General features: G+C 68.7%; 25 protein-coding genes, 1 pseudogene and 1 riboswitch. Of the genes and pseudogenes, 20 read left to right on the forward strand and 6 right to left on the reverse strand.

Annotated features, from left to right (window positions below):
• Positions 1-122: 122 nt before the first annotated feature.
• From BN10_RS02375 to BN10_RS16615, 4 genes and pseudogenes are all read left to right on the forward strand, one after another.
• Positions 123-1,391, forward strand: a complete 1,269-nt coding sequence (locus BN10_RS02375) for an IS256 family transposase (RefSeq protein ID WP_010849552.1) — start codon at positions 123-125, stop codon at positions 1,389-1,391.
• A gap of 456 nt (positions 1,392-1,847) precedes the next feature.
• Positions 1,848-1,976, forward strand: a pseudogene (locus BN10_RS02380) (endonuclease/exonuclease/phosphatase family protein); the annotation flags it as partial.
• Positions 1,977-2,030: 54 nt separating this feature from the next.
• On the forward strand, positions 2,031-3,248 hold the full coding sequence (locus tag BN10_RS15475) for a DUF4303 domain-containing protein (RefSeq protein ID WP_051369604.1): 1,218 nt from the start codon (positions 2,031-2,033) through the stop codon (positions 3,246-3,248).
• Entirely contained in the window at positions 3,248-3,541 is a 294-nt protein-coding gene (locus BN10_RS16615; protein ID WP_051369605.1) for a bifunctional nuclease family protein, read from the forward strand. The genes BN10_RS15475 and BN10_RS16615 overlap by 1 nt, the downstream gene beginning before the upstream one ends.
• Here BN10_RS16615 and BN10_RS18195 read toward each other — a convergent pair.
• A complete protein-coding gene (locus BN10_RS18195) occupies positions 3,509-3,739 on the reverse strand; it encodes a hypothetical protein (RefSeq protein WP_010849556.1) in 231 nt (76 codons plus the stop codon). The two genes, BN10_RS16615 and BN10_RS18195, sit on opposite strands and share 33 nt — an antisense overlap.
• A 125-nt stretch (positions 3,740-3,864) precedes the next feature.
• On the opposite strand from BN10_RS18195, the gene BN10_RS17155 reads away from it, so the two are divergent.
• A complete protein-coding gene (locus BN10_RS17155) occupies positions 3,865-4,011 on the forward strand; it encodes a hypothetical protein (RefSeq protein ID WP_010849558.1) in 147 nt (48 codons plus the stop codon).
• Positions 4,012-4,504: 493 nt separating this feature from the next.
• On the opposite strand, the gene BN10_RS02405 is transcribed toward BN10_RS17155, so the two are convergent.
• Positions 4,505-4,873 (reverse strand): pyridoxamine 5'-phosphate oxidase family protein, encoded by a 369-nt coding sequence (locus tag BN10_RS02405; RefSeq protein WP_010849560.1) that lies wholly within the window; start codon positions 4,871-4,873, stop codon positions 4,505-4,507.
• Positions 4,874-4,982: 109 nt separating this feature from the next.
• Here BN10_RS02405 and BN10_RS02410 point away from each other — a divergent pair, with 109 nt between their 5' ends.
• The 3 genes from BN10_RS02410 (at position 4,983) to BN10_RS02420 (ending at position 8,352) form a co-directional block, all read left to right on the forward strand.
• Positions 4,983-5,561 carry a DUF6318 family protein gene (locus tag BN10_RS02410; protein WP_233354243.1) on the forward strand — a complete coding sequence of 193 codons (579 nt, stop codon included), beginning with the start codon at positions 4,983-4,985 and terminating at the stop codon, positions 5,559-5,561.
• A complete protein-coding gene (locus tag BN10_RS02415; protein ID WP_010849563.1) occupies positions 5,558-6,499 on the forward strand; it encodes a hypothetical protein in 942 nt (313 codons plus the stop codon). Before BN10_RS02410 ends, BN10_RS02415 begins: the two co-directional genes overlap by 4 nt.
• 329 nt (positions 6,500-6,828) lie before the next feature.
• Positions 6,829-8,352: a M28 family peptidase gene (locus BN10_RS02420; protein WP_010849565.1), complete on the forward strand. Its 1,524-nt coding sequence runs from the start codon at positions 6,829-6,831 to the stop codon at positions 8,350-8,352.
• Positions 8,353-8,494: 142 nt separating this feature from the next.
• On the opposite strand, the gene BN10_RS02425 is transcribed toward BN10_RS02420, so the two are convergent.
• Positions 8,495-10,075: an aspartate:alanine exchanger family transporter gene (locus BN10_RS02425; RefSeq protein ID WP_198013988.1), complete on the reverse strand. Its 1,581-nt coding sequence runs from the start codon at positions 10,073-10,075 to the stop codon at positions 8,495-8,497.
• Positions 10,076-10,144: 69 nt separating this feature from the next.
• Between BN10_RS02425 and BN10_RS02430 the strand changes: the two genes are divergently transcribed.
• The 7 genes from BN10_RS02430 (at position 10,145) to BN10_RS02460 (ending at position 16,038) form a co-directional block, all read left to right on the forward strand.
• A complete protein-coding gene (locus tag BN10_RS02430; protein ID WP_010849567.1) occupies positions 10,145-11,437 on the forward strand; it encodes a DUF4921 family protein in 1,293 nt (430 codons plus the stop codon).
• 36 nt (positions 11,438-11,473) lie between these two features.
• The gene (locus BN10_RS02435) at positions 11,474-12,199 is read left to right on the forward strand and encodes a SprT family zinc-dependent metalloprotease (protein ID WP_010849568.1); all 726 of its coding nucleotides are present in this window, start codon (positions 11,474-11,476) and stop codon (positions 12,197-12,199) included.
• A 116-nt stretch (positions 12,200-12,315) separates the two neighbouring features.
• A complete protein-coding gene (locus tag BN10_RS02440) occupies positions 12,316-13,233 on the forward strand; it encodes a patatin-like phospholipase family protein (RefSeq protein WP_010849569.1) in 918 nt (305 codons plus the stop codon).
• 18 nt (positions 13,234-13,251) lie between these two features.
• A complete protein-coding gene (locus BN10_RS15480) occupies positions 13,252-14,007 on the forward strand; it encodes a thermonuclease family protein (RefSeq protein ID WP_010849570.1) in 756 nt (251 codons plus the stop codon).
• Positions 14,008-14,043: 36 nt separating this feature from the next.
• Positions 14,044-15,276: an ornithine--oxo-acid transaminase gene (rocD, locus tag BN10_RS02450; protein WP_010849571.1), complete on the forward strand. Its 1,233-nt coding sequence runs from the start codon at positions 14,044-14,046 to the stop codon at positions 15,274-15,276.
• Complete coding sequence (locus BN10_RS02455; protein ID WP_010849572.1) at positions 15,273-15,638, forward strand: hypothetical protein; 366 nt, start codon at positions 15,273-15,275, stop codon at positions 15,636-15,638. Before rocD ends, BN10_RS02455 begins: the two co-directional genes overlap by 4 nt.
• A complete protein-coding gene (locus BN10_RS02460) occupies positions 15,622-16,038 on the forward strand; it encodes a hypothetical protein (RefSeq protein ID WP_010849573.1) in 417 nt (138 codons plus the stop codon). The genes BN10_RS02455 and BN10_RS02460 overlap by 17 nt, the downstream gene beginning before the upstream one ends.
• Here the strand turns inward: BN10_RS02460 and BN10_RS16625 are convergent.
• From BN10_RS16625 to mgrA, 3 genes are all read right to left on the reverse strand, one after another.
• Positions 16,028-16,279 (reverse strand): hypothetical protein, encoded by a 252-nt coding sequence (locus BN10_RS16625; protein WP_156917106.1) that lies wholly within the window; start codon positions 16,277-16,279, stop codon positions 16,028-16,030. The genes BN10_RS02460 and BN10_RS16625 overlap by 11 nt on opposite strands.
• Before the next feature lie 113 nt (positions 16,280-16,392).
• Positions 16,393-16,848: a nitroreductase/quinone reductase family protein gene (locus BN10_RS02465; protein WP_010849575.1), complete on the reverse strand. Its 456-nt coding sequence runs from the start codon at positions 16,846-16,848 to the stop codon at positions 16,393-16,395.
• A 30-nt stretch (positions 16,849-16,878) separates the two neighbouring features.
• Positions 16,879-17,928: an L-glyceraldehyde 3-phosphate reductase gene (gene mgrA, locus BN10_RS02470; RefSeq protein WP_198013989.1), complete on the reverse strand. Its 1,050-nt coding sequence runs from the start codon at positions 17,926-17,928 to the stop codon at positions 16,879-16,881.
• 78 nt (positions 17,929-18,006) lie between these two features.
• Positions 18,007-18,119, forward strand: a riboswitch (SAM riboswitch).
• Between the two features lie 77 nt (positions 18,120-18,196).
• Between mgrA and BN10_RS02475 the strand changes: the two genes are divergently transcribed.
• The 5 genes from BN10_RS02475 (at position 18,197) to BN10_RS02495 (ending at position 25,985) form a co-directional block, all read left to right on the forward strand.
• Positions 18,197-19,561: a bifunctional o-acetylhomoserine/o-acetylserine sulfhydrylase gene (locus tag BN10_RS02475; protein WP_010849577.1), complete on the forward strand. Its 1,365-nt coding sequence runs from the start codon at positions 18,197-18,199 to the stop codon at positions 19,559-19,561.
• A 142-nt stretch (positions 19,562-19,703) separates the two neighbouring features.
• The gene (locus BN10_RS02480; protein ID WP_010849578.1) at positions 19,704-19,994 is read left to right on the forward strand and encodes a hypothetical protein; all 291 of its coding nucleotides are present in this window, start codon (positions 19,704-19,706) and stop codon (positions 19,992-19,994) included.
• Positions 19,994-21,199, forward strand: coding sequence for a hypothetical protein (locus BN10_RS17655; protein WP_010849579.1), 1,206 nt, complete (start codon positions 19,994-19,996; stop codon positions 21,197-21,199). The genes BN10_RS02480 and BN10_RS17655 overlap by 1 nt, the downstream gene beginning before the upstream one ends.
• A complete protein-coding gene (gene hrpA, locus BN10_RS02490) occupies positions 21,168-25,013 on the forward strand; it encodes an ATP-dependent RNA helicase HrpA (protein ID WP_010849580.1) in 3,846 nt (1,281 codons plus the stop codon). Before BN10_RS17655 ends, hrpA begins: the two co-directional genes overlap by 32 nt.
• Before the next feature lie 63 nt (positions 25,014-25,076).
• The gene (locus BN10_RS02495; protein WP_010849581.1) at positions 25,077-25,985 is read left to right on the forward strand and encodes a PAC2 family protein; all 909 of its coding nucleotides are present in this window, start codon (positions 25,077-25,079) and stop codon (positions 25,983-25,985) included.

Below are 25,985 nucleotides of genomic sequence, written 5' to 3' on the forward strand. Positions count from 1 at the left end.
GAGTTGAGTCCGTAGCGTTGGTGTACGTCGACACCGGTGGCGTGTCCCTGCTGGATGCAGGTGCGGTCACCGCGTGATCCTTCGAGTGAACCTCTCACAGCACTCTCGAATGGAGCATCGCGATGACCGCGAACCTCAGTATCGACCCTGACGTGTTCTTGCACGAGCAGCTCGCGCAGGCCAGCCCGGACTTGATGCGTGACCTGCTCTCCACCTTCGTCAACGCCTTGTTGTCGGCGCAGGCCGACAGTGTGTGCGGCGCCGACTATGGGACCCGGTCAACCGAGCGGACGAACCGGCGCAACGGGTACCGGCATCGGGACCTGGACACTCGCACCGGCACTCTCGACATCGCGATCCCCAAGCTGCGTGAAGGCAGCTTCTTCCCGGAGTGGCTGCTGGAACGGCACCGCCGCGCTGAAGCCGCCCTGACCACCGTCGTGGCCACCTGCTACCTGCTTGGGGTCTCCACCCGCCGGATGGACAAACTGGTGCGCACGCTGGGCATCACCGGCTTGTCGAAGTCAAAGGTCTCCGAGATGGCCAAGGACCTGGACGCCCAGGTCGAGGCGTTCCGGACCCGACCCTTGGACGAGGGGCCGTACACGTTCGTGGCCGCCGACGCGCTCACGATGAAGGTGCGTGAGAACGGGCGGGTGGTCAAGGTCGCGGTCATGGTCGCCACCGGCGTCAACGCCGACGGCTACCGCGAAATCCTCGGTATCCAGTGCGCGACAACCGAATCCGGTGCGGGCTGGCTGGGGTTCTTCCGCGACCTCGTCGCCCGCGGCCTGACCAAAGAAGGCCCGGTCGGCCTGGTCACCAGTGACGCCCACACCGGCTTGGTCGAGGCCATCGGCGCGACCCTGCCAGCTGCGTCCTGGCAACGCTGCCGCACCCACTACGCCGCGAACCTCATGGCCGCGACCCCCAAATCGCAGTGGGGTTGGGTCAAAGCCCTCCTGCACTCGGTGTACGACCAACCCGACGCCCAAGCCGTCCACGCCCAGTTCGACCGCGTCCTCGAGGGGCTGCACGACAAGCTCCCCGCAGTAGCCGAGCACCTCGAGGACGCCCGCGCCGACATCCTCGCCTTCACGATCTTCCCGAAAGTGTTGTGGCGACAGATCTGGTCCAACAACCCCAACGAACGGTTGAACCGCGAGATCCGCCGGCGCACTGATGTCGTGGGCATCTTCCCCAACCGCGAAGCGATCATCCGCCTCGTCGGTGCCGTCCTGGCCGAGCAACACGACGAATGGGCCGAACAACGCCGCTACCTCGGACTCGAGGCCCTCAAACAAGCCCGCGCAGCCCTCGCCGACCGCGAGACAGTCCTCCTGACCGAGGAGGTGAACCCCGACCTGATCGCCCGCGCCATCAGCGCCTGAACATCACCATCGAACGATCACCTCGTACACCACCGCTCCGGGCTTGACCTCGGCTCGCAAGCCCGGGTGCGGCACCCCCTTCCATGCCGGCCACGACGGCCAATCCACTATCGGTCCGGCCGGACCTATCGGAATCGTCGCGCGTCAGCGATGAGGCAGCGCCTTGCGCAACCGACCTCCGTTCACCCACCGCCGCCGCGAACCAGCCGGGTCGACTCGTGCTTGCCAGCAGTCCTCGCAACGCTATGCCTCGTTTGCCTCACCTTCATTGGCATCTGGGTTATCGGGGAGGCAGGGTGAGTTGAGTCGTTGGGAATGGCCCGCCCGGAACGCAGCCATCCGGCGCCCGCCAGCGCGACCCCAGCGAAGGAGCGAGCACCCGGGCTAGGGGGCGGAACGACACCCTTGCCTGAGTCCGCGCACTGGATCGGGGGTTCTCACATCTGCGATGGAACCCCGTACTTCTTCACCGCCCCCTCCAACACCGGCATCCCCAGCGGATTCGACCTCAACAACAACGGGGTCGTCGGCGGGGGAGACGACGACTTCGGCTTCGGGCTGTTCCCGGGGCAGTACGGCATGGTCACACCGCGACAGGCCTGAACTGGTGTGACAGGCTGGGCGTATGGGGGCCGTGCCGTGAGTGCACCCGAGACCGAGCGGGTCGTGATTGTGTTGCGGGAGCGACCGCCCGCGGCGGTCGCGATGCGTCTTCATCGACTGCTCAGCATCGGCGCTGCCGAGGTGCTCAAGCGCGCCGACGACGCGCAGCCGCTGCTGGACCGGGGATTGTGGTTGAACGACCGCATCCCGCTCGCGCACCTGCTGCGGGACGTTGTCGATGCTGTCGCGGGGCTGGCATTCGACGTGCACGTCGTCGCTCCCGAGGGTGCGGCCGGGCCCGACACCGTGACGGACGTGCAGGTCTTGTGGAACATGCTGCTCGCCGATCGCGAGGCGCCGCCGGCCGTGCGCCCGGAACCCGATCTGGAGCTCGCCCGAGCCATAGCTGACGCAACCCGGGCCGCGCTGTCGGAGCTGCCTGGGAGCGTGGCGGACGACCTGTGCGCGGTGGCGCTTGTCACGACCGGTGACGGACTGCGCCCATACCTCACCGTCACGGTCGACGGCGACGAGCGGTGGGATCTCGCCGCCAGCGAGTTCGCGCTCATCGGCGACGAGCACTTCGAAGCCCTGAGAGATGTCTGGGATGCCCGCGGCGACCTGTACGAGCTCGACGACGAAGCCCTCGACGTCGAATTCGCGGTGCGGCTCGCGACCCTCGAAGAGGCGCTGCGCCTCCTCGACATCGAGGGCGTGTTCGGCGCGGGCGAAGCGCGGCAGCAGGTGCTGCTGCTCGTCGCCACCATGCCGCCCGACCCCTCCGACGCGGCATATGCACGCCGACTCAACCCGGATGGGCCGCGCTTTCGGGACTGGCTGCGGGAAGCATCCGAGGCGCCCGAGCTCGTCCCGGCGCCGCCGTACCCGGAGGCAACCCCGACCGTCGACGTCACGCCACCGGTGCCGGTGCTCGCCGAACTGTGGTCGATCTCGCGCGGGGTTCTGCTCGCAGACGGCACGCAGATCTACGCACCCGAGGACATCGAGGAACGCAACGAGACCTTCCAGGTCGCCGAGTACGCGCCAGGATGGGTGCTCGTCGGCGACGACGGCGGGGGCCTGGGCTACCTCATGCGCCGCGCTGCCGGCGGATTCGATCCGGTCGAGTCCCGCGCGGTCGCCGAGGTGTATCGCCTCGACGTCGGTGCACTGTCGGACAGAATCACGGACGACGGCGAATACATCACCGACGACCTCATCGGATGGCTCGCGACACGGAACGGAGACTGCTGATGGTGCAGGTGCGGGCCGCGGGCGTCGCGTTGGATCAGTCCGGCCAGCACGTCATTCTGCTGAAGCCCATCGACGAGCTTCCGGGGGAGGGGCGGATCCTGCCGATCTGGATCGGTGCGCAGGAGGCGACCTCGATCCTCATCGCCGTCGAAGGCGCCGCCACCCCGCGGCCGCTCGCCCACGACCTCATGCGGGCGATGCTCGAAACCCCCCGCCGACGTCGACCGCGTCGAGGTGACCCGCATCGACGACGGCACCTTCTACGCCGAGATCGGGCTGCGCGATCCAGATGACGAGGATGCCGGAGATCGTGGGGGGCGACCCGCCCGTGAACGTGCCGACGAGATAGCCGGTGATTGCTCCTGCGATGAGACGAGCCCGCCCATCGTGGGCGTGCCGCGCTTCGCGCCGTGCGACGGGTTGGCGGGGTCTTCGGGCGTGCGGATGACCTGCCCCCAGCCGAGCTTCTCGCCAATGGCACCTCCTTCCACGTCGTCGACGGCACGCCCGAAGAAGTGCGGGCGTTGGCGCGTGAGGCGGCTGGCGGGAAGGACGTGCGGATCGGCGGTGGGCCGACCACGGTGCGTGAGTTCCTTTCGTTGGACTGGCCGACGTCATGCAGGTCGTGCTCGTGCCGATCGTCCCGGGTCGAGGGGTGTCGCTGTGGGAGGGACTCGCAGGCCTCGAAGACGGTTACGACGTCGAGTCGATCGCGTCGGCGACCACGGGCGTGATGCACCTGATCGTCCGACTCAAGGCCTGACCTGTTGGGGGGCTGTGCATAACCGGAAGGGCACTGCTCGCGTTCGGGCACAGTGAAGGACATGACCTTCGAGGACCTGCCATCAGACATCCGCACGACACCGCTCATCGATCCTCAACTCCGTGCCGATCTCATCGACCTCATCGTCGGCGAGGAGGACCGCGAGTTCGGCAGCATCGCCATCTGGTTGTGTGACGAGGACCTGATCGGTGTGCAGCCGATGGTCTGCCACCAGTTGGGGCGGGCGACGCGCGCCAAGACCAAGAGGGTGCTCGAGGTCGCTCTGGAGGTCGCCATGGGCCCGCTCTTCGTCGCTGTGGGTAGGCCCGGATCGCCGCTGTTCACTCGCGACGACCTTGCCTTCGCCAACGAGGTGGTCGAACTCTGTGAGTCTCGGGGAGTTTTTGCCTCGGCGTCTTCGTCGCGACACCGGCATCGGTTCGTGAGGTTCCCGAGGCGTTGCGTCGTGTCGCCTAACGCGACCACGCTCGAGTCAGAGGCGGGTGCAGTCGTTCTGGCAACCGGTCGGCGGGGGAGGCCCGTCGCTGTGGGCCGCCGGCCGATGCAGGACTGCCGACTGTGGGGTCACGGCAATCCCGGCGTCGGTGGCTGCCGCGGTGCCGTCGACGATGAGGGAGTAACCCTGTGCCTCCCGCGGCGGGAAGAGGACCGTTGCCGTCGGGTTGGTCGAGAGGTTCGACGCGCTCCCCTTCGAGGGGCCAACCAGGAGTATGCCGTCGACGCACGTGGGTTCGACCGTCACCGCCTTGACTCGACCGTCCGGGGACGTGGTCAGGAGATATCCGGCGCCGAAGTCCGCCAGCGCCTGCTCCAAGCGGTCGAGATCCACCGCGATGGTCATGGACTCACCGTAGCCACCTGCCCCACCTCGCCCTGTGGATTGACCATCCCTTTACCTTTGATTGCTTAGGCTCGTGACAGTTCGGTTTCTTTGGGGGAAGGGCCTTCGGGTGAGGAAACAGCGATTTTGGTATGCCGCGGCCGCGGCGACGGTGCTGCTGGCGGCAGGGTGCAACGGTGGGGGTGACAACCAGCCGAGCCCCACGCCGACGCCGACGGTGAGCAGCCCGACGGCTTCGCCGTCTGACTCCGGCAGCCCCAGCCCGAGTGCGTCGGTGTCCATCCCTGCCGAGGCGATGGCGCAGACGCCCGAGGGTGCCGTGGCGTTCGTGCGCTTCTACTACGACCAACTGAATGCAGCCTGGGCGGCACCCAATTCTTCCAGTCTGGAAGGCTTGGCCGACCCGACCTGTGGCACATGTTCAAACAACCGTGAGCATGCCAAGGAGCTTCTGACCGCTGGTGAGCGAGTCAAGGGCGACTCGGTGACATTGATCTCCGCCAGTCCTGCTGCAGGAGCCCCGGAGGGGCAGGAATTCGTTGACGTCGAGTTACATCAGCTTCCCGCCGAGATAGTTGCAGCCGATGGCTCTGTGGTCCGGACGGTCAACGATCGAAAGGGAATGCTGCGGGCAGTCGTGATCTGGCGCAACGACGGATGGCTCATCTACGGGATCGCCACGCCATGAGCTTCCGGAGGCTGATCTTCGCGTTGGTTCCCATCGCTTTGTTGTTGCTCGGGGCCGGGCCGGCCACCGCCGACTCGCCTAATGATGAGCTGTTCTCACAAGTCGATGACGAGGCTGACAAGACCAAGATCGTCGGCATGAGCAAGGCGCGTCTGGCGGAACTGGGTGACGAGATGGTCGGCTCAGCCGCGCAGGCGGGCGACTTCGCCGGTCCGTGGTCCAGGTTTGGTGCTACGTCACCGTGTAGCGATGCGCCACCCGGTCCCGCGGCAAGCGACGACATGTGTCCACGGGCCGTGAGCATGTGCGCCAGGAACAGCAGCCCTGAAGCGCTTGGTCCCGCGGTCTTTGTCTGGCGAGCGCTGGTTGACCGAGACGGCAACCCCGTCGATGGCAGCGCAAACCCGATTCCCGCACTGGTCTGGAGCAACATCGGCTTCACGTGTTTCCCCGCCGCTGTTCCGGGTGCAGCACCGACGCTCACGATGGAGATGATCCTCAAGCAGTACCACGACACGAACTTCGCGCACCCGACGGTCAGTGTGCAGCCGGTGAATGGGCGGACCTTGGTCAACCTACCGACGTACTTCGAGCTGAAGTGGCCGGAGGCCGGCTTCCAGCCAGACGAGGTCGACACAACAACGCTCATCGGGCGGCAGGTTCGGATCAAGCCTGCGCTGAAGCAGGCGGTCTATGTCTTCGGCGACGGCCAGTCGTTCGGTCCCACGACGAGCTTGGGCGGTCCTCACCCCACGGGCGACGTCACGCACACGTACAGGTCCACGGCCAATGCCCAGGTGCGGGTCGACGTCACCTACTCGGGTCAGTTCAGTGTCGACGGGGGGCCGTGGATCGACGTGCCGGGCGAGGCCACCGTCGCAGGTGACCCCTTCCCGCTCGAGGTTCTCGAGGCGCACGCCCAACTCGTCACCCGCTGACAAGGCCAGCCCCATCTTGGGTGTCGGGTTGAGGGGGTCAGGACCCCCTCAACCCGACACCCAAGTTGAGCCGGCCTCCTGACGGGACCCCGCGGCGCACCCACGGCTCACTGGCGGCACACCCACGCGCCCTCGCCGCGCTCACCGCGCCGACAGACCAGTGCGCCCACGCAGACGCCCCATGGCTCCAGTGGCCTTCGGAATCGCACGGCTGCAGATTTTTAACTTTCCTTTACGTTCGCGCCGATCGTGCGACCCACCCGTCTCTCCTAGGGTCGAGGGGCCCCCGGCACACCGCTGGGGAACCCTGACGAAACGGAGACGACGACATGCGTGTGCAACGACGCACAGCAGCATCCACCGCCGCCTTGGCCCTCACCGGGCTGATCGCCACCAGCATTGCGGCCGCTCCCGCCCAGGCGGGCAACCCCAACAGCGCGCGCAAACTCGCCGATGCTGTCACCACTCAGGGCGTCATGCGCCACCTCAAGACACTCCAGGGCATCGCCGACGCCAACGACGGCAACCGCGGCGCCGGCACCTCCGGCTACGAGGCCTCCGGCGCCTACGTCGAGCAGCAGCTCCGCGCGGCCGGCTACAGCCCACAGCGTCAGTACTTCGACTTCTTCTACGAGGAGGTCCACGCGACCAGCCTCACCGAGGTCGCACCAGGCAGCGGGCCGATCGAGAACAACCCGATGAGCTACAGCCAGGGCACCGGCCCTGGCGGCGTCACGGGTGAACTCGCCTCGCCGGCCGTCAACGTGCAGGGCTGTGACGCGGCTGCCTACGGTGGGGCCAACCTCACCGGCAAGATCGCGCTCGTCAGCCGTGGCACCTGCTCCTTCGCGCAGAAGGCACAGGTGGCCCACCAGGTCGGCGCCGCCGCCGTCATCGTCTACAACAACGCCGCTGGCGCCCTCAACGGCACTCTCGGTGGAGTCGACCCGGCGACCGCTCCGGCCACAGGGGTCACGCAAGCGACGGGCCAGTCCCTGCTCGCCAAGATGGCCAACGGCTCAGTGACGGTGAAGTTCGTCCTCGACAAGTCGATGGAGACCCGCCAGACCTTCAACATCACCACCGAGACCAAGACCGGTGACCCCAACAACGTGGTCATGATGGGCGCCCACCTCGACGGCGTGCACGACGGCCCGGGCATCAACGACAACGGTTCCGGCACGGCTTCGATCCTCGAGACCGCGATCCAGCTCGGCAAGGCCAACAAGGTCAACAACAAGGTCCGTTTCGCGTGGTGGGGCGCAGAGGAGCTCGGTCTCCTGGGCTCCGAGCACTACGTCTACGACCTCGCCGAGAACAACCCGGCCGAACTCGCCAAGATCGCGACCTACCTCAACTACGACATGGTCGCCTCGCCGAACTACATCATCGGGGTCTACGACGCGAACGAGTCGACCTACACGGCGCCGGTCGACGTGCCCGAGGGCTCGATCCAGACCGAGAAGATCCTCACGGACTACTTCGACAGCATCGGTCAGCCCTGGGTCGACACCGCGTTCTCCGGTCGCTCCGACTACGCCGCCTTCATCGAGTTGGGCGTCGCATCGTCGGGCCTCTTCACCGGCGCCGACGGCAGCAAGACCGCCGACGAGGTCGCGAAGTTCGGCGGGACCGAGGGCATCATGTATGACCCGAACTACCACACCCCGCAGGACGACATCAACAACGTCAACGCCGAGGCCCTGGGCATCATGAGTAAGGCGATCGCCTTCTCGACCGGCACCCTGGCCTACGACACGTCGATGATCAACGGCAAGCGCAGCGCCGGCAAGTCCGGCAAGCCGCACCCCACCAAGGGCACGCAGATCGCGCCCGATGAGGCTGCCGCCTGAGGTTGTCGCACAGCGCAATTGACGTGGCCCCGGCTCGCAACGCGAGCCGGGGCCATCCCCTTTGTTCCGGTATGCCGTGTTGCCCGACCGCCGAAAGTGCACTATTGGCGGGTTCCGGTATGCCGTGGTGACCGACCCAGGGTCAGGCGACGATGGTCAGGATCTGCGTGATGACGATCTTGGTGACCATGGCCACCGGGTAGACGAGGGCATAGCCCAGGGCCACGCGCTCGTCGAAGCGCGAGGTCGAGTTGGCGAAGGCGAGGATCGCCGGCTGCGTCTGGGACCCGGAGATGAAGCCGGCCAGTCGAGGGCCACCGACACCGAGGAAGCCGCGCGAGATGACGAGCAGGGCCGCCGCGTGCACCGCCGAGACCACGGCGCCCGCAGCAATGATCTTGAGCCCGAGCGGGGTCTGCACCGCGGCGAGGAAGGCCGACCCGGCCCGGCCACCGGCATACGCGAGGAAGAGCAGGAGGCCGAGCTGCGTCAGCACCTCCGAGGCCTGGTGGGGGAGGGTCCACACGACGCGACCCGTGCGCTGCAACCGTCCGAGCACGAGACCCACCACAAGGGGACCGGCGGCCGAGCCGAGGGTCATCGCGCCCAGCCCCGGGATGAGGATCGGCAGGGCCCCGAGCGCCAGTCCGATGGCCAGACCCAGCGCCAACCCGAGGGGGTTGATGTCGGCGGAGCCGTGCTCGGAGTCACCGAGATAGCTCGCCACTTCGTTCATCCGCTCACGGGGTGCGGCGACGCGGATCCGGTCGCCGGCCTGCAGGACGAAACCGTCGGTCGCGAGGAAGTCGTGGTCGGCCCTTCGCACCCGCGTGGGCCGAGCCTCGAAGGTGCTCCAGAGATCGAGGTCGCCCACCGTCCGACCGAAGAACCGCTTCTCCGACAATACGATCCGCCGGAAATCGACATCGTGCCGCTCCTCGTCCAGGCGCAGACCCGAGCGCCTCCCGAGTTGCTTGATGGCGTGCTCGACCGCCAGCGCCGGACCGACGGCCAGGACGCGGTCACCGGGCCGCAGAACCGTGTCCCCGTGTGACATGTCGATCTCCCCGTCACCCACCTGGTGTCGTGAGAAGAGCACCCGGCCGTGGGGTGTCCAGGTCAGTTCGCTGACCGTCAGGGGGTTGTCGTGGGTGACCTTGATCGTCGCGTTGACGATCGGCTCGGGCCCGGTCTCGTCATCGCTCTCACGGGAGGGCTGTCGGATGCCCCACGCGGCCGCGGCCAGGAGGAAGGCGACGCCCAGGACATAGGTCATCGAGTAGGCCACGGTCGGCTCCGGAGCCCCCTCGAGCCGCTCGATCGCCGCGGCGAGGGCCGGGGTGTTGGTGTTGGCGCCGGCATACAAACCGGCGACCGTCCCGGCGTCGAAGCCGAGGACGCGCCCGAGCACGCCGGCGAGCACGCCCACGCCCACGAGGGTCCCGAAGACCATGAACACCGGTTTGGCCCCCGAGCGCAGCGAGGAGAAGAAGGACGGCCCGGCGACCAGCCCCACGCAGTACGCAAAGAGCGCCAGCCCGAAGGTGCCCAGGACTTCGGGGAGCGCAAGATCCTTGTGCCAGGCCGAGAATCCGAGAGCCGTGAAGAGCACCGCGGCGGGGCCGATCGAGATGCCGCGCACGCGGATCTGGCCCACGACGGTGCCGATGGCCAAGATGACGAAGAGCAGAAGGACCGAATGTTCGGCCAGGAACGTCCTCACGTCCACCAAGCGTAAACACGATGCGTAAGCGTTTCCACTGAGGCGGACCTCACGGCCTACGCTGGGTTCGTGCCCGAGCCGACCCCGAGCGAACCGCTGGTCCGGATGGCCGATGGGACGGTCAAGCAGGTCAATCCGCTCTCGGGCACCCAGGTGTGGACCGTGCCCGGGCGCGCCGACCGCCCGCTGCCCACGCTGGCCGGCAGCGATCGCCCGATCGACCACGGTCTCGACGGCCGCTTCTGCGCGTTCTGCGAGCAGCGTTATCTCGACACCACCCCGGAGAAGGCTCGGCTCATCCGCGAGGGCCACGGCTGGCACACCCTGACCGGACTGACTGCCGAGGAGCTCTTCGACACGGTCGCGCAGTTCCGGCTCATCGCCAATCTCTTCGAGATCGTCTCGGTGGACTACTGGCGGCTCAACCACGGTCTGGAGTTCTCGGAGTTGGCGGTCGCGCGATGGGCGCACTACGTGAGCACCCCCGGCGGGCGGGCCCACCTCGACCATCTCCTCACCCTGCGCTCGCAGAGCAACGACCCTCGGTATGCCGCGGGCTCACCGCAGCGGCGGCGGCTCACCGAACTGGGGTTCTTCGGCGGCTTCCACGATGTCGTCGTCGCCCGTCGTCACCATGTCGACGGTGCGGAGCGCGAGGACCAATTGGCCGGGTCGGGGACGCTGACACCGGGCGAGCATCGCGAGTACATCGATTTCACCGTCGGGGCCATCGAGTGGATGTTCGAGATGAACCCGCTCATCCGCAATGTCGCGGCCTTCCAGAACTGGCTGCGGCCGGCCGGGGCGTCCTTCGACCACCTCCACAAGCAGGTCGTCGGCATCGATGCTCTCGGGCAGCGCCGCGAGGAGGAGATCGCCCGGCTGGCCAGCGATCCCGATCTCTTCCGTCACGCGATCCTCGAGCCCGTTGCCAGGCACCGCCTGCAGGTCGCCGAGACCGAGAGTGCGTTGGCCTTCATCGGGATCGGTCACCTCTTCCCGAGCATCGAGGTGTGGGCCAAGCGGATGGATGCCACCCCGTGGGAACTCACGCCCGAGGAACTCGACGGATGGTCCGACCTCCTGCATGCGGTCCACGTCGCGACCGGCCCGGCCGTCCCGACGAACGAGGAATGGCACTATCGGCCCCCCGAGGTCCGCGGACGCATCCCACTGCGGGCGATCGTCAAGTGGCGGATCAACACGCCGGCCGGCTTCGAGGGTGGCACCAAGATCCACATCAACACGATCGACCCGTGGACCTTGCGTGACCGCGTCCGCGTCGGCATCGAGACCGGCCTGGCCGGCGGTCTGGTGGCCGACACCGTGCGGCTCACGGGGGCTGTCGGTGGCGGCCCATAGGGTTGGTCACACCAGGTCAGAGGAGGTGAGCGCCGGATGCGAATGGACCACGCGTTGGCGATGGCGCGACGACTGATGGCCGATCACGAGCTCCACGGCTGGACTGTCGTGGCCGATCGAGCCAAGACCCGGGCCGGCGTCTGCCGGTTCGGCAAGCGGCAGATCGGGCTCTCCCGTCCGCTGACCGAGCTGCACTCCGAGGAGGAGGTGCGCGACACGATCCTCCACGAGATCGCCCACGCCCTCGTCGGCCCCGAGCACGGCCACGACCGCGTGTGGCGCGCCAAGGCGCGAGCGATCGGGTCCTCGGGTGAGCGGTGCGTCTCCCTCGACGCGCCACGGGTGGTCGGCGACTGGGTCGGCACCTGCCCGGCCGGACACACCTCGACGCGACACCGAGCCCCCCAGCGGGTGGCCACCTGCAGCCGGTGCTCACGTCGCTTCGACCTGCGCAACCTCATCCGCTGGCGCTATCAGGGCGCCTCGGTGCCCATGCCCGAGCGGTATGCCGCGGAGTTGCGACGGCTGCTCGGCACCTCCGGTGACAGGGTGGTCGCGGGGGCGCCGGAGCGCACCTTCGCGGTCGGGGACATCGTCGAGGTGGTCGCGCCGTCGTCGACCTGGCACGGGGCCGTCGGCGAGATCGAGCTCGTCGGCGCTGCGAAGTGTCAGGTCCGATTCGAGGGCGGTGATCTGGTGGCCGTGCCGGTCCCGGTCCTGCGGCTGGCCGACCCTCTGGCCAGTGAGGGCGTGAGCGCCTGAGCCACCTCCTCACGGGGCGCCGGTGTCTTCAGGATCACAACACCTGTGGTACTGGCCGGTAGTCTCACGGGTTCATCATGGACACGAGCCATGGAAACCAGCCATGCGTGAGTCCGATGAGTGAGGTGAGTGTGGTGACGCAGGTGCACGAGCGAGTGTGGACGGCCTACGGCCGCTCCTCCTGGGCGAGCAACCTCACCCTGCCCACGCCCAGCCGCGCGCTCGTGCTCGGTGGCGGCGGCGCCACCGGCATCGGCTGGCTCGGGGGCCTCATCATCGGCCTGCGCGAGCAGGGGATCGACCTGGGCACCGCCGACACCGTCATCGGCACCTCGGCCGGCTCGGTCGTCGGCACACACGTCGCCCTGCAGACACCGCTCGACCTCGCCTTCGCCCGCCTCCACGGTCGGGAGCCCCTCAAGCTCGGCCGGCTCGGTCTGGGGGATGCCGAGCGCTTCCTGCGGGGCGCCTTCGACCCGGGGCGCAGTCACGGCCGCGCCGTCATCGGGCGGGCGGCCCTGAAGGCCAGGACGGCGACCGAGGAGGAGTTCATCGACGTCGTGGCCGTCGACCTCAGGGACACGCCCTGGCCGAGCAAGCGCCTCATCATCACGACGGTGGACGCCGTGACCGGCGAACTCACCCTCTTCACCAATGACAGCGAAGTGCCGCTGGATCGGGCCGTCGCGGCGAGCTGCGCCGTCCCGGGAGTCTTCCCCGCCGTGACGATACGGGGTCGGCAATATGTCGACGGGGGAGTGCGCAGCGCCGCCAACGCCGACCTGGCGATCGGTCACGAACGCGTCCTCACCCTGGCGCCGATCCCGCTGGCCGTCCGCCGCTACGACCGGCCGGCGATCCAGACCAAGCGCTTGGGTCCGAGCGCGCGATCCCTGGTCATCGCCCCCGACCGCCGGGCCCGCGCGCTCATCGGCTTCAACCCGCTCGACATGAGCAAGGCCTCAGCCAGCGTCATGGCCGGCCGCGACCAGGCCGACCGCATCGCCGAGCGGGTCGCCGACCTTTGGCAGTGACGGCGGCATACTGCGCGGGTGAGGTCACGCCGGAGTCGCAGCTGGGCGGTCCTGATCGCCGGCCTGCTCGTCGTCGGCCTCGCCGCCTGGTTGCTTCGCCGGGAACACCCAGCGCCCGACGACACCCCCACCCCGTCACCCGACGCGGGTCGTGAGACCGGCTGGGCGGCCCGCTGGATCATCGACGGGGACACCCTCGACATCGAGCGAGACGGTCAGGTGGTCCGGCTGCGCCTGCTCAACATCGACGCACCCGAGCGACGCACCGCCGACCACGGACCCCAGTGCCTGGCCGAGGCCGCGACCACCCGCTTGATCGAACTCGCCCCTCGCGGCACCGAACTCACCATCCTCACTGCGGGGCAGGACCGTTACGGCCGCACCCTGGGTGAAGCCTGGCTCCCGGACGGCCGCATGCTCGGCGCCGAGATCGTCCGCTCCGGGTTGGCCGCCCCGGTCACGATCGGCGGTCAGGACACCTTCCGCGCCGAGATGGACGTGGCCCAGGCCGAGGCCGCCGCGAACGCGCGCGGGATGCATGACCCCAAGGAGAACTGCTCACTCCCCGCGCACGTCGTGTCCCTCGAAGGGCGAGCACACGGCATACTTCCCGAGGACGCCGCTGGGAGGGGAGCGCTGTCGACCGACGCCGCCACCGTCCTGGCCGACCTGACCAGCGCGCGCCCCCGCGCGGGCGTTGCAGCCCTCACTGCTGCCGAGCGCGACGACCTCGTCACGCGCACCCGTGCCGTGCTGACGGCAATCCAGAAGTAGGCTGGCCGGGTTCCCTGCTCACCGAAGGAGAAACGCATGTCCGACGGCCTCGCCGGTGTCGAAGGCACCGAGTTCCACATCGAGATCACCGAGAGGTATGCCGCGCACAACTACCACCCGCTGCCGGTCGTCCTCGCCTCGGGCGAGGGTGCGTGGGTCACCGACGTCGACGGCAACCGATACCTGGACTGCTTGGCCGGCTATTCGGCGCTCAACTTCGGGCACTCCCACCCGCGCCTGGTCGCCCGTGCCCAGCAGCAGCTCGGCACCCTGACCCTCACCAGCCGCGCCTTCTTCAACGACCAACTCGGCCCCTTCGCCCTGGCGCTCTCCGAGCTCACGGGCAAGGAGATGATGCTGCCGATGAACTCCGGCGCCGAGGCGGTCGAGACCGCGCTCAAGGTCAGCCGGAAGTGGGGCTACCAGGTCAAGGGCGTCCCCGAGAACCAGGCGAACATCATCGTCATGGAGGGCAACTTCCACGGCCGGACGACGACGATCATCTCGTTCTCCGACGACAAGGTCGCGCACGACAACTACGGCCCCTACACGCCCGGTTTCCGTGCGGTGACCTATGGCGACATCGAGGCGGTGCGCGCTGCCGTCGACGAGCACACCGTCGCCGTTCTCTTCGAGCCGATCCAGGGCGAAGGCGGCGTCGTCATCCCGCCGGAGGGCTTCCTGCGTGACCTGCGCGAGTTGTGCACGCAGGAGAACGTGCTCATGGTCGCCGACGAGATCCAGTCCGGGCTCGGACGCACCGGCAAGACCTTTGCCTGTGACCACGAGGGCGTCGTGCCCGACCTCTACATCCTGGGCAAGGCGCTCGGCGGCGGGCTCTACCCCGTCAGCGCGGTCTGCGCCGACCGGGACGTGCTCGGCGTCATCACGCCCGGCTCGCACGGCTCGACCTTCGGCGGCAACCCGCTCGCCGCAGCGATCGGGCACGAGGTCGTCCTCATGCTCCTGGAGGGCGAGTTCCAGGAGCGGGCCGCCCGCCTCGGGGCGCGACTCGAAGCCGGCCTGAGCGCGCTCGTCGGCCACGGCCTGCGCGCCGTGCGAGTGCGCGGACTGTGGGCCGGCCTGGACGTGGAGCCCGGTGGCCCCAGCGGTCGCGAACTCTGCAAGGCCTTGTCGCAGAGGGGAATCCTCGCCAAGGACACCCACGGCATGACGATCCGCCTCGCACCGCCGATCTGCATCACGGAGGAAGAGGTCGACCTGCTCGTCGACACCGTCCGCGAGATCGTCACCGCCTCCGCTTCGTGATCTCGGCCCTCACCTGGGCGATCGTCGCCCTGTCCGCCCTGCTCATGATCGTCGCCGGGGTCTATGCCCTGCGCGACCGCCTGCTCGACGACCTCGTCCTCGGCCTGGCAGCGCTCATCGAGCTCGGCGTCATCGTCCAGACCATCAAGGGGTTGATCGGGATGGGCGCCATCGGTGACGGCGACGAGCGGGCGACCTTCGCGGCATACCTCGTGACGCTCGTCGTCGTGCCCATCGGCACCGGCTTCCTGGCCCTCAAGGAAAAGACGCGCTGGGCCATGGGAGCCGTCGCGGTCGGTGCGTTCGCCGTGGCGGTCATGACGATCCGCTGCCAGCAGATCTGGGATGTGGCCCGTGGCTGAGTCGACGCTCGGGAGCGGGCCGGGCCGGATCCTCGTCGCGGTGTATGCCGTGTTGGCGCTCGCCGCGACCGGGCGATCGATCATGCAGATCGCGCTCTCCTTCGACCGGGCTCCCGTCGCCTATCTGCTCAGCGCCCTCGCGGCGGCCATCTACATCGTCGCGACAGTCGCACTGGCGCGAGGGAGCCGCACCTCGGCGAAGGTGGCGTGGGTGTCGATCACGACCGAGCTCGTCGGTGTGCTCGCCGTCGGCGCGCTCTCGTATGCCGTGCCCGCGGCCTTCCCGGACAAGACCGTCTGGTCCCACTTCGGTTCCGGATACGGCTTCGTGCCGCTCGTGCTCCCGGTCCTCGGCCTGTGGTGGCTGCGCCGCCACGGCAGGGACAACATCACGGGTTGACCTGGTCCAACCAGGCGGAGTCGAGGACGCACGCCCCGGAGGACTTCACCGGGTCGTCCAGGATGGCCACGGTGTCGCCATCGATGGAGATCGTGCAACCACCCGCCTCGGCACCGGGATAGGCGAGGGTCCACCGACCATCGCCATAGGCCTGGGTGACCAACACCGCGCCGGACTGCCCGAAGCCCTCGACCTCCTGGTTCCATGCCCGCGTTGCCCGGCGGCTGGAAGAGCACGTCACCGCCGGGGATGCCACCGAGGGCAAAGGAGTCGTCGTAAGGACTGCTCGTCGGTGGCCCGTCGGTGCCGCTGGGGGTGCTCATGTGACTGTGACGCGCCGCAGGACGCCTCGGTTCACGGGGCTGTGTCCCCGGGCTCCTCCTCGAGCAGGAAGAGGGGGATGGTGCGCCCGGCCGCCGAGGCGGTGCGCACGTAGTCGGCATACGGCGGGAAGGCGTCGACGGCGCGGCTCCACCATGTGGCGTACTCGTCGCCGCTGATCCGCCGTGCCACCCGATCGCTGCTCAGGGTGCCGTCGAGGAGGGTGAGGTGTGGCTCGGCATCGAGGTTGCGCACCCACTGCGGGTCGGTGGGTGCCCCACCCCGGGAGCCGACGGCGGCATACACACCGTCGTGCTCGACCCGCATCAGGGGCACCTTGCGCGTCGCACCTGTGCGGGCGCCGGTCATCGTCAACAGCACAACCTGCCGACCTTGGATGCTCGCGGCCTCCGTCGTGCCGGACGCCTCGATGGCCTCGACCTGGGTGCGCACCCAATCGGTCGGGCTCGGGACGTAGTCATTGCTCATGCTGTTCCCCTGTCTCGAATGCCTTGCCTGCTACTTCTTCGACGATCCGGCCCACAGATTGATTCCGGACTCCACCGCATGCCGGTCGATGGACTTCAGCTCCGCGGCCGTGAACTCGAGGTTCCTGACGGCGTCGAGGCTGTCGTCGAGTTGCGCGACGCTGCTCGCGCCGATGAGGGCGGAGGTGATCCGCGGGTCCCGGAGCACCCACGCGATCGCCATCTGGGCCAGCGACTGGCCGCGCTTCTTGGCGAGTCGGTCAAGGGCTCGGATGTGCTTGAGCGTGTCCTCCCTGAGGAGGTTCTTGTCGAGCGATTTCCCCTGCGCTGCACGCGAATTCGCAGGCACACCTTTGAGGTACTTGTTGGTGAGCATGCCTTGGGCCAAGGGGGAGAAGGCGATGCAGCCCGTGCCGGTTGCCTCGAGAACGTCGAGCAGGCCATCGTCCTCCACCCAGCGGTTCAGCATCGAATAGCTCGGCTGGTGGATGAGCAGGGGAGTGCCGAGCGAGCGCAGGATCTCGACGGCCTCGAGGGTCCGCGCACCGGAGTAGGACGAGATGCCGATGTAGAGGGCCTTGCCTGCCCGCACGAGCGCATCGAGCGCTCCCATCGTCTCCTCGAGCGGGGTGGTCTCGTCGAAGCGGTGACTGTAGAAGATGTCGACGTAGTCGAGTCCGAGGCGGCCCAGCGACTGGTCACACGAGGCGATGACGTACTTGCGCGACCCACCGCCCTGGCCATAGGGGCCGGGCCACATGTCCCAACCGGCCTTGGACGAGATGATCAGCTCGTCGCGGTAGGGGCGGAAGTCGCGGGCGAAGAGGGTGCCGAAGTTGCGCTCGGCGCTGCCGTAGGGCGGGCCGTAGTTGTTCGCGAGGTCGAAGTGGGTCACGCCCCGGTCGAAGGCCCGCCGCAGGACGGCCTGCTGCCGCTCCAGCGGCACGTCATCCCCGAAGTTGTGCCACAGCCCGAGCGAGATCGCGGGCAGGTCCAGCCCGGAGACCCCCGTTCGGCGATAGGGCATTCCGGCGCCGTAGCGCCCCGGCGCAGCTTGGTACTCGTTCTGCACGAAGGTCATGGGGCCCATCATGACAAAGTGCCCACGTCGTGGTGGGGAGTTGACCTCAACCCGGCCCCGCGGCATACGATCTGGGGAGGTCATGAGTCCCAGCACCAAGCCCCGGCTTGCTGGGCGGCAACCCTCCTCCGCGGTGGGGTGCCCCGGGTGAAGACTTGGCGTTCGGCACCCGCCGGACGCAAGCGCGGGTCACCTCCCCGGTTCCCGCTCACGGTATGCCGTGTGCCACCGTGCCTGTGGCGCACCCGAATTCACGAGGAGCACTCCCATGTCCGACCCGACCACCTGGGGTTTCGAGACCCGGCAGATCCACGCCGGCCAGCAGCCCGACCCGACGACCGGCGCGCGCGCCCTGCCGATCTACCAGACGACGAGTTACGTCTTCAACAGCACCGAGCACGCCGCGAACCTTTTCGCGCTCAAGGAGCTCGGCAACATCTACACCCGGATCATGAACCCCACCCAGGCCGTGGTCGAGGAGCGGATCGCGGCGCTCGAGGGCGGCATCGGTGCCCTGCTCGTCGCCAGCGGCCAGGCCGCGACGACCTTGGCCCTGCTCAACATCGCCGAGGCAGGCGACCACATCGTCTCCTCGTCGGCGCTCTACGGGGGCACCCTCAACCTGCTGAAGTACTCCTTCAAGCGCTTGGGCGTCGAGGTGACCTTCGTCGAGGCCCAGAACGACCCGGACGCCTGGCGGGCTGCCGTGCAGCCGAACACCAAGGCCTTCTTCGCCGAGTCCATCGCCAACCCCAAGGCCGACGTCCTCGACATCGAGGCCGTCGCCGCGGTGGCCCATGAGGTCGGTGTGCCCCTCGTCGTCGACAACACCATCGCGACCCCGTTCGTCCTCAACCCCCTGGCGCACGGTGCGGACGTCGTCGTGCACTCGGCGACGAAGTACATCGGCGGCCACGGCACGTCGATCGCCGGCGTCATCGTCGACGGTGGGACCTTCGACTTCGGCGCCGACCCGGAGAAGTTCCCGACGTGGAACACCCCGGACGAGAGCTACCACGGGCTGGTCTACGCACGTGACCTGGGCAAGGACGGCGCTTTCGGCGCCAATGTGTCCTTTGGGCTCAAGGCGCGAGTGCAGTTGCTGCGCGACCTGGGTCCGGCCGCGGCCCCCTTCAATGCCTTCCTCATCGCGCAGGGGCTCGAGACGCTCAGCCTGCGCCTCGAGCGGCACCTGGCCAACGCCAAGGCGGTCGCGGCCTTCCTCAGCGACCACCCGCAGGTGGAGGTCGTGCACTGGGCCTCGCTGCCGGGTCATCCGGCCCACGAGCGGGCCGCGAAGTACGCGCCCAAGGGCGCGGGTGCGGTGCTCGCCTTCGAGATCAAGGGTGGGGTCGATGCCGGTCGCGCCTTCGTCGAAGGGCTCGAACTGCACAGTCACGTCGCCAACATCGGTGACGTGCGTTCCCTGGCCATCCACCCGGCCACGACGACGCACAGCCAGGGTGGCGACGAGGACCGGCTGGCCGCGGGCGTCACGCCAGGGCTCGTGCGCCTGGCGGTCGGGCTCGAGACGATCGACGACATCCTCGCCGACCTGGCGACCGGCTTCGCCGCCGCGGCCGAGGCCGTCGCGCAGGCCCCAGCCGAGGCGGAGGCCACGACCGTCTCCTGACCGGGAGCCCGCCACGGGCACCGAAACCGCACTATTGGCGGGTTTCGGCGGGACCGGTGGGCACCGAAACTGCACTATTGGTGGGTTTGGGCCCCTGTGGAAAACCTCGAGGCGTCGTCATGGATCGGCCTACCGTCGATCCATGACGACGTTTCGGGTGGATGCCGATCAGGTGGCGGCGTTGGGTGCTGGCCTCGCCGACCTGGCCGTGGCCCTGGCAGGGCAGGGTGAGGACGCGCGAGCCGACTCGTGGGCCCTGGGTGGTGGTGAGGCGACAGCCGCTTTCGAAGTCGCGGTGGGTCATTGGCGTCACGAGCGCCTGGCACTGGCCCGCGCCCTCGACTCCCTCGGGGCCGCGGCCGCGACCGCTGGAGCGGTCTATGTGGACACCGAAGTGGGCGTTGGTCGCTCACTGATCGGCGGGGTGCAGTGATGCTGGAGTCGATCCCCGGCGACCCGGACTCCGTGCTCGTGCTGGCTGATGCCCTCCAGGCCTCGGCCGTGCGTCTGGGCGCGACGGCCGACGCTGTGCGTGGTCTCGGGCCGGGGGCGGTGTGGGACGGGCCGGCCGGCACCGCGTTCGGTGGTCAGGTCGCTGCCCTCGCACCCCTGCTGGCCGCGGCTGCCGACCGAAGTGCCGGCAGTGCGGCTGCCTTGCGCGCCTTTGCCCCAGCCCTCGACCGGGCGCAAGCAGCGATCGCCAGGGCGGTGGACCAGCATCTGGTCGCCGAACGTCGGTATGCCGCGCTCGAGGAGGAGGCCTACACCCTCCTCACGCTGGGGCGCACCGAACTCGACCCCGAGGTGATCGTCGTGCGTCAGGCACAGTGCGGCGCCCTCGCCGTCCAGACGGATGCGCTCGCCACGCACCGCGCCGCCGTGGCCGACTTCGAGGCCGCTGATGCCACCTGTGGCGCGGCCCTGCGGAGGGCGTCGGCGGACGCGATCGGTGACTCCGCGGCATACCGGATGGTGCTGGGTGCCTCCAGCGAGGGCAGAGCCCAGGACCTGATCAGCGTGCCCGGCCTGCTCCTTCCTCCGGTGGGTGCGGCGGCCGGGGTCGTCGGCGCGGGCGCGGACGCGATGCTCGCGGGGTTCTGGGACGAAGGTGGTTGGGACAAGGTGGCGGTCAATATTGCCCTCGCCGGGATCGGGTCCTGGGGCAAGGTGTTGAAGGCCGGGGCTCTGGCCGGGTCCACGCGCACGGTGACGCGTGGCGCGCAGCGCACGAGCACCGTCACGGGGGCCTCGATGACGACCCGGGATCGGCTCCGCGCCGGGGTGCGTGCGGAGGTCGATGACTTCACCGACAGCTTGCGCGGTGGGAGCGGCAAGCCGTTCCTCAAGCTGTCGGCGGGTGAATCGGCGCGCGTCACACCAGAATTCGTGGCCCGGCAGAAGGTCCCCTGGCGCGTTCGGGCCGCAGCCCTGCCCGACCGGGCGCGGGAATGGTCCCGGCATGTGGCGGCCACCGGCCGGGAGAAGACGATCCTCGGCCAGTGGGAACTCGCGTCCGCGGGCGGGACCAACGCCAAGCAGATGTATGCCGCGGGCGTCACCCTCGAGGTCTCCGCGACCGTCACCGGAAAGGTCACCGAGCAAGTCGATGAGTTCCGCGCCGAGGACCGTCGACGATGATGCTCGGCCTATCGTTGGGCGGGTGTCCACTCCCGCGCCGATTCCCGCCGCGGACCTGAACTATCCCGAGCACCTGCCGGTCGTCGCCCGCCGTGAGGACCTGCTCGCCGCTCTGCGCGACCACCAGGTCGTCGTCATCGCGGGGGAGACCGGGTCGGGGAAGACGACACAGTTGCCCAAGATGTGCTTGGAGCTCGGTTTCGGCAGCCACGGCCAGATCGGCCACACGCAGCCGCGGCGGATCGCGGCGCGGTCGGTCGCGGAGCGGATCGCGGAGGAACTGGGCGAGCCGCTGGGGCCGGAGGGCACCGGGATCATCGGCTTCCAGGTGCGCTTCACCGACCACAGCAGTGATCGCACCCGCGTGAAGGTGATGACCGACGGCATCCTGCTCGGCGAGATGCAGCGTGATCGTGACCTGCGGCGCTACGACACGATCATCATCGACGAAGCGCACGAGCGCTCGCTCAACATCGACTTCATCCTGGGCTACCTCAAACAGCTGCTGCCGCGGCGGCCGGACCTCAAAGTCATCGTGACGTCGGCCACCATCGACCCCGAGCGCTTCCAACGTCACTTCGCCACCGACGATCAGGGCCACGTCGTGCGGGACGTGCCGATCATCGAGGTGTCAGGCCGGACCTACCCGGTGGAGGTGCGCTACCGGCCGCTCGTCGATCTCTCCCCTGACGGCAAGACGGTTGTCGCAGAACGTGATCAGGTGGCCGGTGTCGTCGACGCGGTCGAGGAGCTGTGGACCGAGATCCCTCCGGGGTCCGACGCGACCGACATCCTGTGCTTCTTCTCCGGGGAACGCGAGATCCGCGACGCGGCAGATGCGCTCACCGCCTTGAAACTGCCCGGCACCGAGGTGCTGCCGCTCTACGCGCGCCTCAGTGCCGCTGAGCAGCACCGCGTCTTCCGACGCAGCGGACAGCGCCGCATCATCCTGGCCACGAACGTCGCGGAGACCTCGTTGACCGTGCCAGGCATCGGCTTCGTCGTCGACACCGGCACGGCCCGCATCTCCCGCTACAGCCAGCGGACCAAGGTGCAACGGTTGCCGATCGAGCCGATCAGCAAGGCGAGCGCTGCCCAGCGCACTGGTCGATGCGGGCGGGTGGCCGAGGGCATCTGCATCCGGCTCTACTCCACGGAGGACTTCGAGGCCCGCCCCGACTTCACCGAGCCCGAGGTGCAGCGCACCTCCCTGGCCTCCGTCATCCTGCAGATGACGGCCCTGGGACTCGGTGATGTCGCGAAGTTTCCCTTCGTCGATGCCCCGGACCCGCGTCAGGTCGCCGACGGAGTCAGACTCCTGGAGGAACTCGGTGCACTCTCCGGACGCCGACTGACCAATGTCGGGCGCACGTTGGCGCGGCTACCCGTGGACCCTCGCCTCGGCAGGATGCTCATCGAGGCCGGCAAGCGAGGCTGCACGCGTGAGGTCCTCGTCATCGTCGCTGCCCTGTCGATCCAGGATCCGCGGGAGCGCCCCGTCGACAAGGAAGCCCAGGCCGACCAGCAGCACGCCCGCTTCAAGGCCAAGGACTCCGACTTCGCCACCCTCCACAACCTGTGGCGCTACCTCAAGGACCAACAGAAAGCCCTGTCCCACAGTGCCTTCCGGCGTCTGTGCAGGGCCGAGTACCTCCATTACCTGAGAGTGCGTGAATGGCAGGACCTGCACCAGCAGCTGCGTCAGGCCTGCAAGAGCCAGCGCATCGATCCCGACGTCGGGACGGCGGCCCACGGCCACGAACCCGATTGGGACACCGTCCACCAGGCGCTCCTCGCCGGTCTCCTCAGCCATGTCGGCGTGCGGGACGAACTCAAGCGCGACTACGCCGGTGCCCGCGGCGCCCATTTCGCGATCAGCCCCGGCTCGGCACTCTTCCGTTCTCGACCGGACTTCGTCGTGGCGGCCGAACTGGTCGAGACCTCACGCCTGTGGGCACGAACCAACGCCAGGATCGAGCCGGAGTGGGCCGAGGATGTCGGTCGGCACGTCGTGAAACGCACGGTCAGCGAGCCGCGCTGGTCCAAGAAGCAGGGTGCGGTCGTCGCGAGCGAGCGAGTGACGCTCTATGGCGTGACGCTCGTGGCTGATCGGACGATCCAGTACGCCCGGGTCAACGCGCAAGAGGCGCGTGAGATCTTCCTTCGCAGAGCGCTCGTCGAGGGTGACTGGGCGCCGGTCCACCAGTTCTGGAAGGACAACCAACGCACGCTCGCCCGGGTGACCGAGCTCGAGGAGCGGGCTCGGCGTCGTGACCTCACGGTGCACGACGACGTCATCTTCGAGTTCTTCGACGCACGTATCCCGGCAGACGTCGTCAGCGAACGGCACTTCGACCGGTGGTGGCGCGGTGAGCGCAAACGGCGCCCGCACCTGCTCGACTTCACCGCGGACATGCTGCGCAGCGACACCGCCCCGGAGGTCTCGGCCGACGACTATCCCAAGGTCTGGCGGCAGGGGGAGCTGTCCCTGCCGGTGACCTACCAGTTCTCGCCGGGCGCAGCCGCCGACGGGGTGACGGTGCACATCCCCGCGGCCGTCCTCAACCAGGTGGAGGACACCGGCTTCGATTGGCAGGTGCCCGGCCTGCGTGAGGAACTCGCCGTCGCCCTGATCAAGTCGCTGCCCAAGGTGACCCGTCGCCATTTCGTGCCGGCCCCCAATCACGCCATGGCGGCACTTGCCGACGCGGACCCGGGATCGGGACGTTCCTTCACCGAGGAGTTGGCGCGAGTCTTGTTCGCGCGCAGCGGTGTTCGCATCGACGCGGGGGAGTGGGGCACGACACCTGTGCCCGATCATCTGCGCATCACCTTCAGCGTGGAGGCTCCCGGTGGTCGGGTCGTCGCCAGTGGAAAGGACCTCTCCACTCTGCGCGAACGCTCGGCCGGTGCGGTCCGGTCGAGGATGGCTGCCGCGGGCGAACGACTGGAGAAGCGTGGCTTGGTCGACTGGACCATCGGCACCGTGCCTGAGACCTTCGAGGGGCGCTCCGGTGGCCACACGGTCCAGGGCTTCCCCGCACTCGTCGACGAGGGCTCCTCGGTCGCCCTCAAGGTCCTCGCGGATTCCGGTTCGGCGGAGGCCGCCCACCGCCGCGGGGTGCGACGACTGCTCATCCTCAACACGTCGCCACCGTGGAAGCGAGTGCTCGCCCGCCTCACCAACACGCAGAAGGTCGTCCTCGCCACCAGCCCACACGGCAGCGTCCCGGCCCTCCTCGAGGACTGCCTGGCCGCGGCCGTCGACGCCATCGTCGCCGAGCACGTGCCCGGTCAGGTCCGCACCCCCGAGTCGTATGCCGCGGCGCTGGCCGCCGTGCGCACCCACATCGCCACGCGAGTGCTCACCGTCGTGGACGGCGTGATCCCCGTCCTGGAGGCCGCCACTCGGGTCCGTCATCTGCTCGAGGCCACGGGGTCGCGACTGCCGGCGACGACCGCGGACGTTCGTGCCCAACTCGGGAGTCTCGTCCGTCCGGGCTTCGTCGCCGACACCGGCGAGGACCGACTGCGCCACCTCACCCGCTACCTGCGCGCCATGGAGGTCCGCCTGGAGCGGGCCGCGAGGAACCCGCGCGAGGCGCAACTGCAGGCCACCATCGACAGCGTCGAGACGGCATACGCAGACCTGCTGGACACCCTGCCCGAGCCGCGCCGACGCTCCCAAGCCGTGCTCGACCTCGCGTGGCTCATCGAGGAGCTGCGCGTGTCCCTCTTCGCCCAGGGGCTCGGCACCGCGGAGAAGGTCTCCGACAAGCGCGTCCTCGCCGCGATCGCCGCCCAACGCCCCTGAGCAGGAATCACCACGCCGACGGACACGTTGAGCAGGGCAGTTCCCTCCTGAGAGGCTTGACCCGTGCAGAACCCCTCTTCGCTCTATCACTTCGAGACCGACGGCACCGGCGCAGTGCACCAACCGGGCGTCTTGCTCGTGCTGCTCGGCGCGTTCATCGACGCCGGCAACATCCAACGCACCCTGGGCTCCCACCTGCTCGAGACCGGCGAGCCCCAGATCGTCGCGTCCTTCGACGTCGACCAGCTCCTCGATTACCGCGGACGTCGCCCGATGATGGTCTTCGACGCCGATCGCTGGGTGTCCTACGACGACCCCGCGATCCTCCTGCACCGGCTCACCGACCGCGACGGCCAGACGTATTACGTCCTCACCGGCCCGGAGCCCGACTACCAGTGGGAACGCTTCATCGAGGCCCTGCGCCAGGTGATGGATGTCTTCGGCATCACGCTGGCGGTGAGCGCGCACGGTATCCCGATGGGTGTTCCCCACACGCGACCGGTCGGCATGACCGCCCACGCCACCGACCCCCGCCTCATCGGCGAGGCGCAATCGCCCTTCGGCCGTGTCCAGGTGCCCGGCAGCCTCCCCGCGCTGCTCGAACTCCGCCTCGGTGAGGCCGGTCGCGAGGCCCTCGGCTTCGCCGTCCACGTGCCGCACTACCTGGCCCAGGCCGAATGGGCCGAGGGGGCGCTCGCCGTCCTCAACGCCGTTGTCGACCACACCGGGCTGAACCTGCCCAATGACGACCTCATCGCCAAGGCGGGAGCCAACACGCGCGAGATCGCGCGCGAGCTCTCGGACAACACCGAGGCGGCCCAGTTGGTGCAGGCGCTGGAGCAGCAGTACGACACCTTCATGGAGGGCAAGGAGCGCCCGAGCCTGCTGGCGACCGAGGCGTCGGAGTTGCCGAGCGCCGAGGAGCTGGGGGCCGAGTTCGAGCAGTTCCTGCGCAACAACCCGGAGGCGTGA

It is taken from the genome of Phycicoccus elongatus Lp2 (assembly GCF_000367525.1).
GTDB lineage: Bacteria > Actinomycetota > Actinomycetes > Actinomycetales > Dermatophilaceae > Phycicoccus_A > Phycicoccus_A elongatus.

Bases quoted from the DNA above. Each gene is read 5' to 3' on its own strand.
- BN10_RS02440 (WP_010849569.1), top strand. From the start codon at position 12,316: ATGAGTGAGGTGAGTGTGGTGACGCAGGTGCACGAGCGAGTGTGGACG.
- BN10_RS02465 (WP_010849575.1), bottom strand. From the start codon at position 16,848: ATGAGCAATGACTACGTCCCGAGCCCGACCGATTGGGTGCGCACCCAG.
- BN10_RS02415 (WP_010849563.1), top strand. From the start codon at position 5,558: ATGAGCTTCCGGAGGCTGATCTTCGCGTTGGTTCCCATCGCTTTGTTG.
- BN10_RS16615 (WP_051369605.1), top strand. From the start codon at position 3,248: ATGGTGCAGGTGCGGGCCGCGGGCGTCGCGTTGGATCAGTCCGGCCAG.
- BN10_RS02435 (WP_010849568.1), top strand. From the start codon at position 11,474: ATGCGAATGGACCACGCGTTGGCGATGGCGCGACGACTGATGGCCGAT.
- mgrA (WP_198013989.1), bottom strand. From the start codon at position 17,928: ATGACCTTCGTGCAGAACGAGTACCAAGCTGCGCCGGGGCGCTACGGC.
- rocD (WP_010849571.1), top strand. From the start codon at position 14,044: ATGTCCGACGGCCTCGCCGGTGTCGAAGGCACCGAGTTCCACATCGAG.
- BN10_RS17655 (WP_010849579.1), top strand. From the start codon at position 19,994: ATGCTGGAGTCGATCCCCGGCGACCCGGACTCCGTGCTCGTGCTGGCT.
- BN10_RS02460 (WP_010849573.1), top strand. From the start codon at position 15,622: ATGTGGCCCGTGGCTGAGTCGACGCTCGGGAGCGGGCCGGGCCGGATC.
- BN10_RS17155 (WP_010849558.1), top strand. From the start codon at position 3,865: ATGCAGGTCGTGCTCGTGCCGATCGTCCCGGGTCGAGGGGTGTCGCTG.
- BN10_RS02375 (WP_010849552.1), top strand. From the start codon at position 123: ATGACCGCGAACCTCAGTATCGACCCTGACGTGTTCTTGCACGAGCAG.
- hrpA (WP_010849580.1), top strand. From the start codon at position 21,168: ATGAGTTCCGCGCCGAGGACCGTCGACGATGATGCTCGGCCTATCGTT.
- BN10_RS02475 (WP_010849577.1), top strand. From the start codon at position 18,197: ATGTCCGACCCGACCACCTGGGGTTTCGAGACCCGGCAGATCCACGCC.
- BN10_RS02420 (WP_010849565.1), top strand. From the start codon at position 6,829: ATGCGTGTGCAACGACGCACAGCAGCATCCACCGCCGCCTTGGCCCTC.
- BN10_RS02480 (WP_010849578.1), top strand. From the start codon at position 19,704: ATGACGACGTTTCGGGTGGATGCCGATCAGGTGGCGGCGTTGGGTGCT.
- BN10_RS02405 (WP_010849560.1), bottom strand. From the start codon at position 4,873: ATGACCATCGCGGTGGATCTCGACCGCTTGGAGCAGGCGCTGGCGGAC.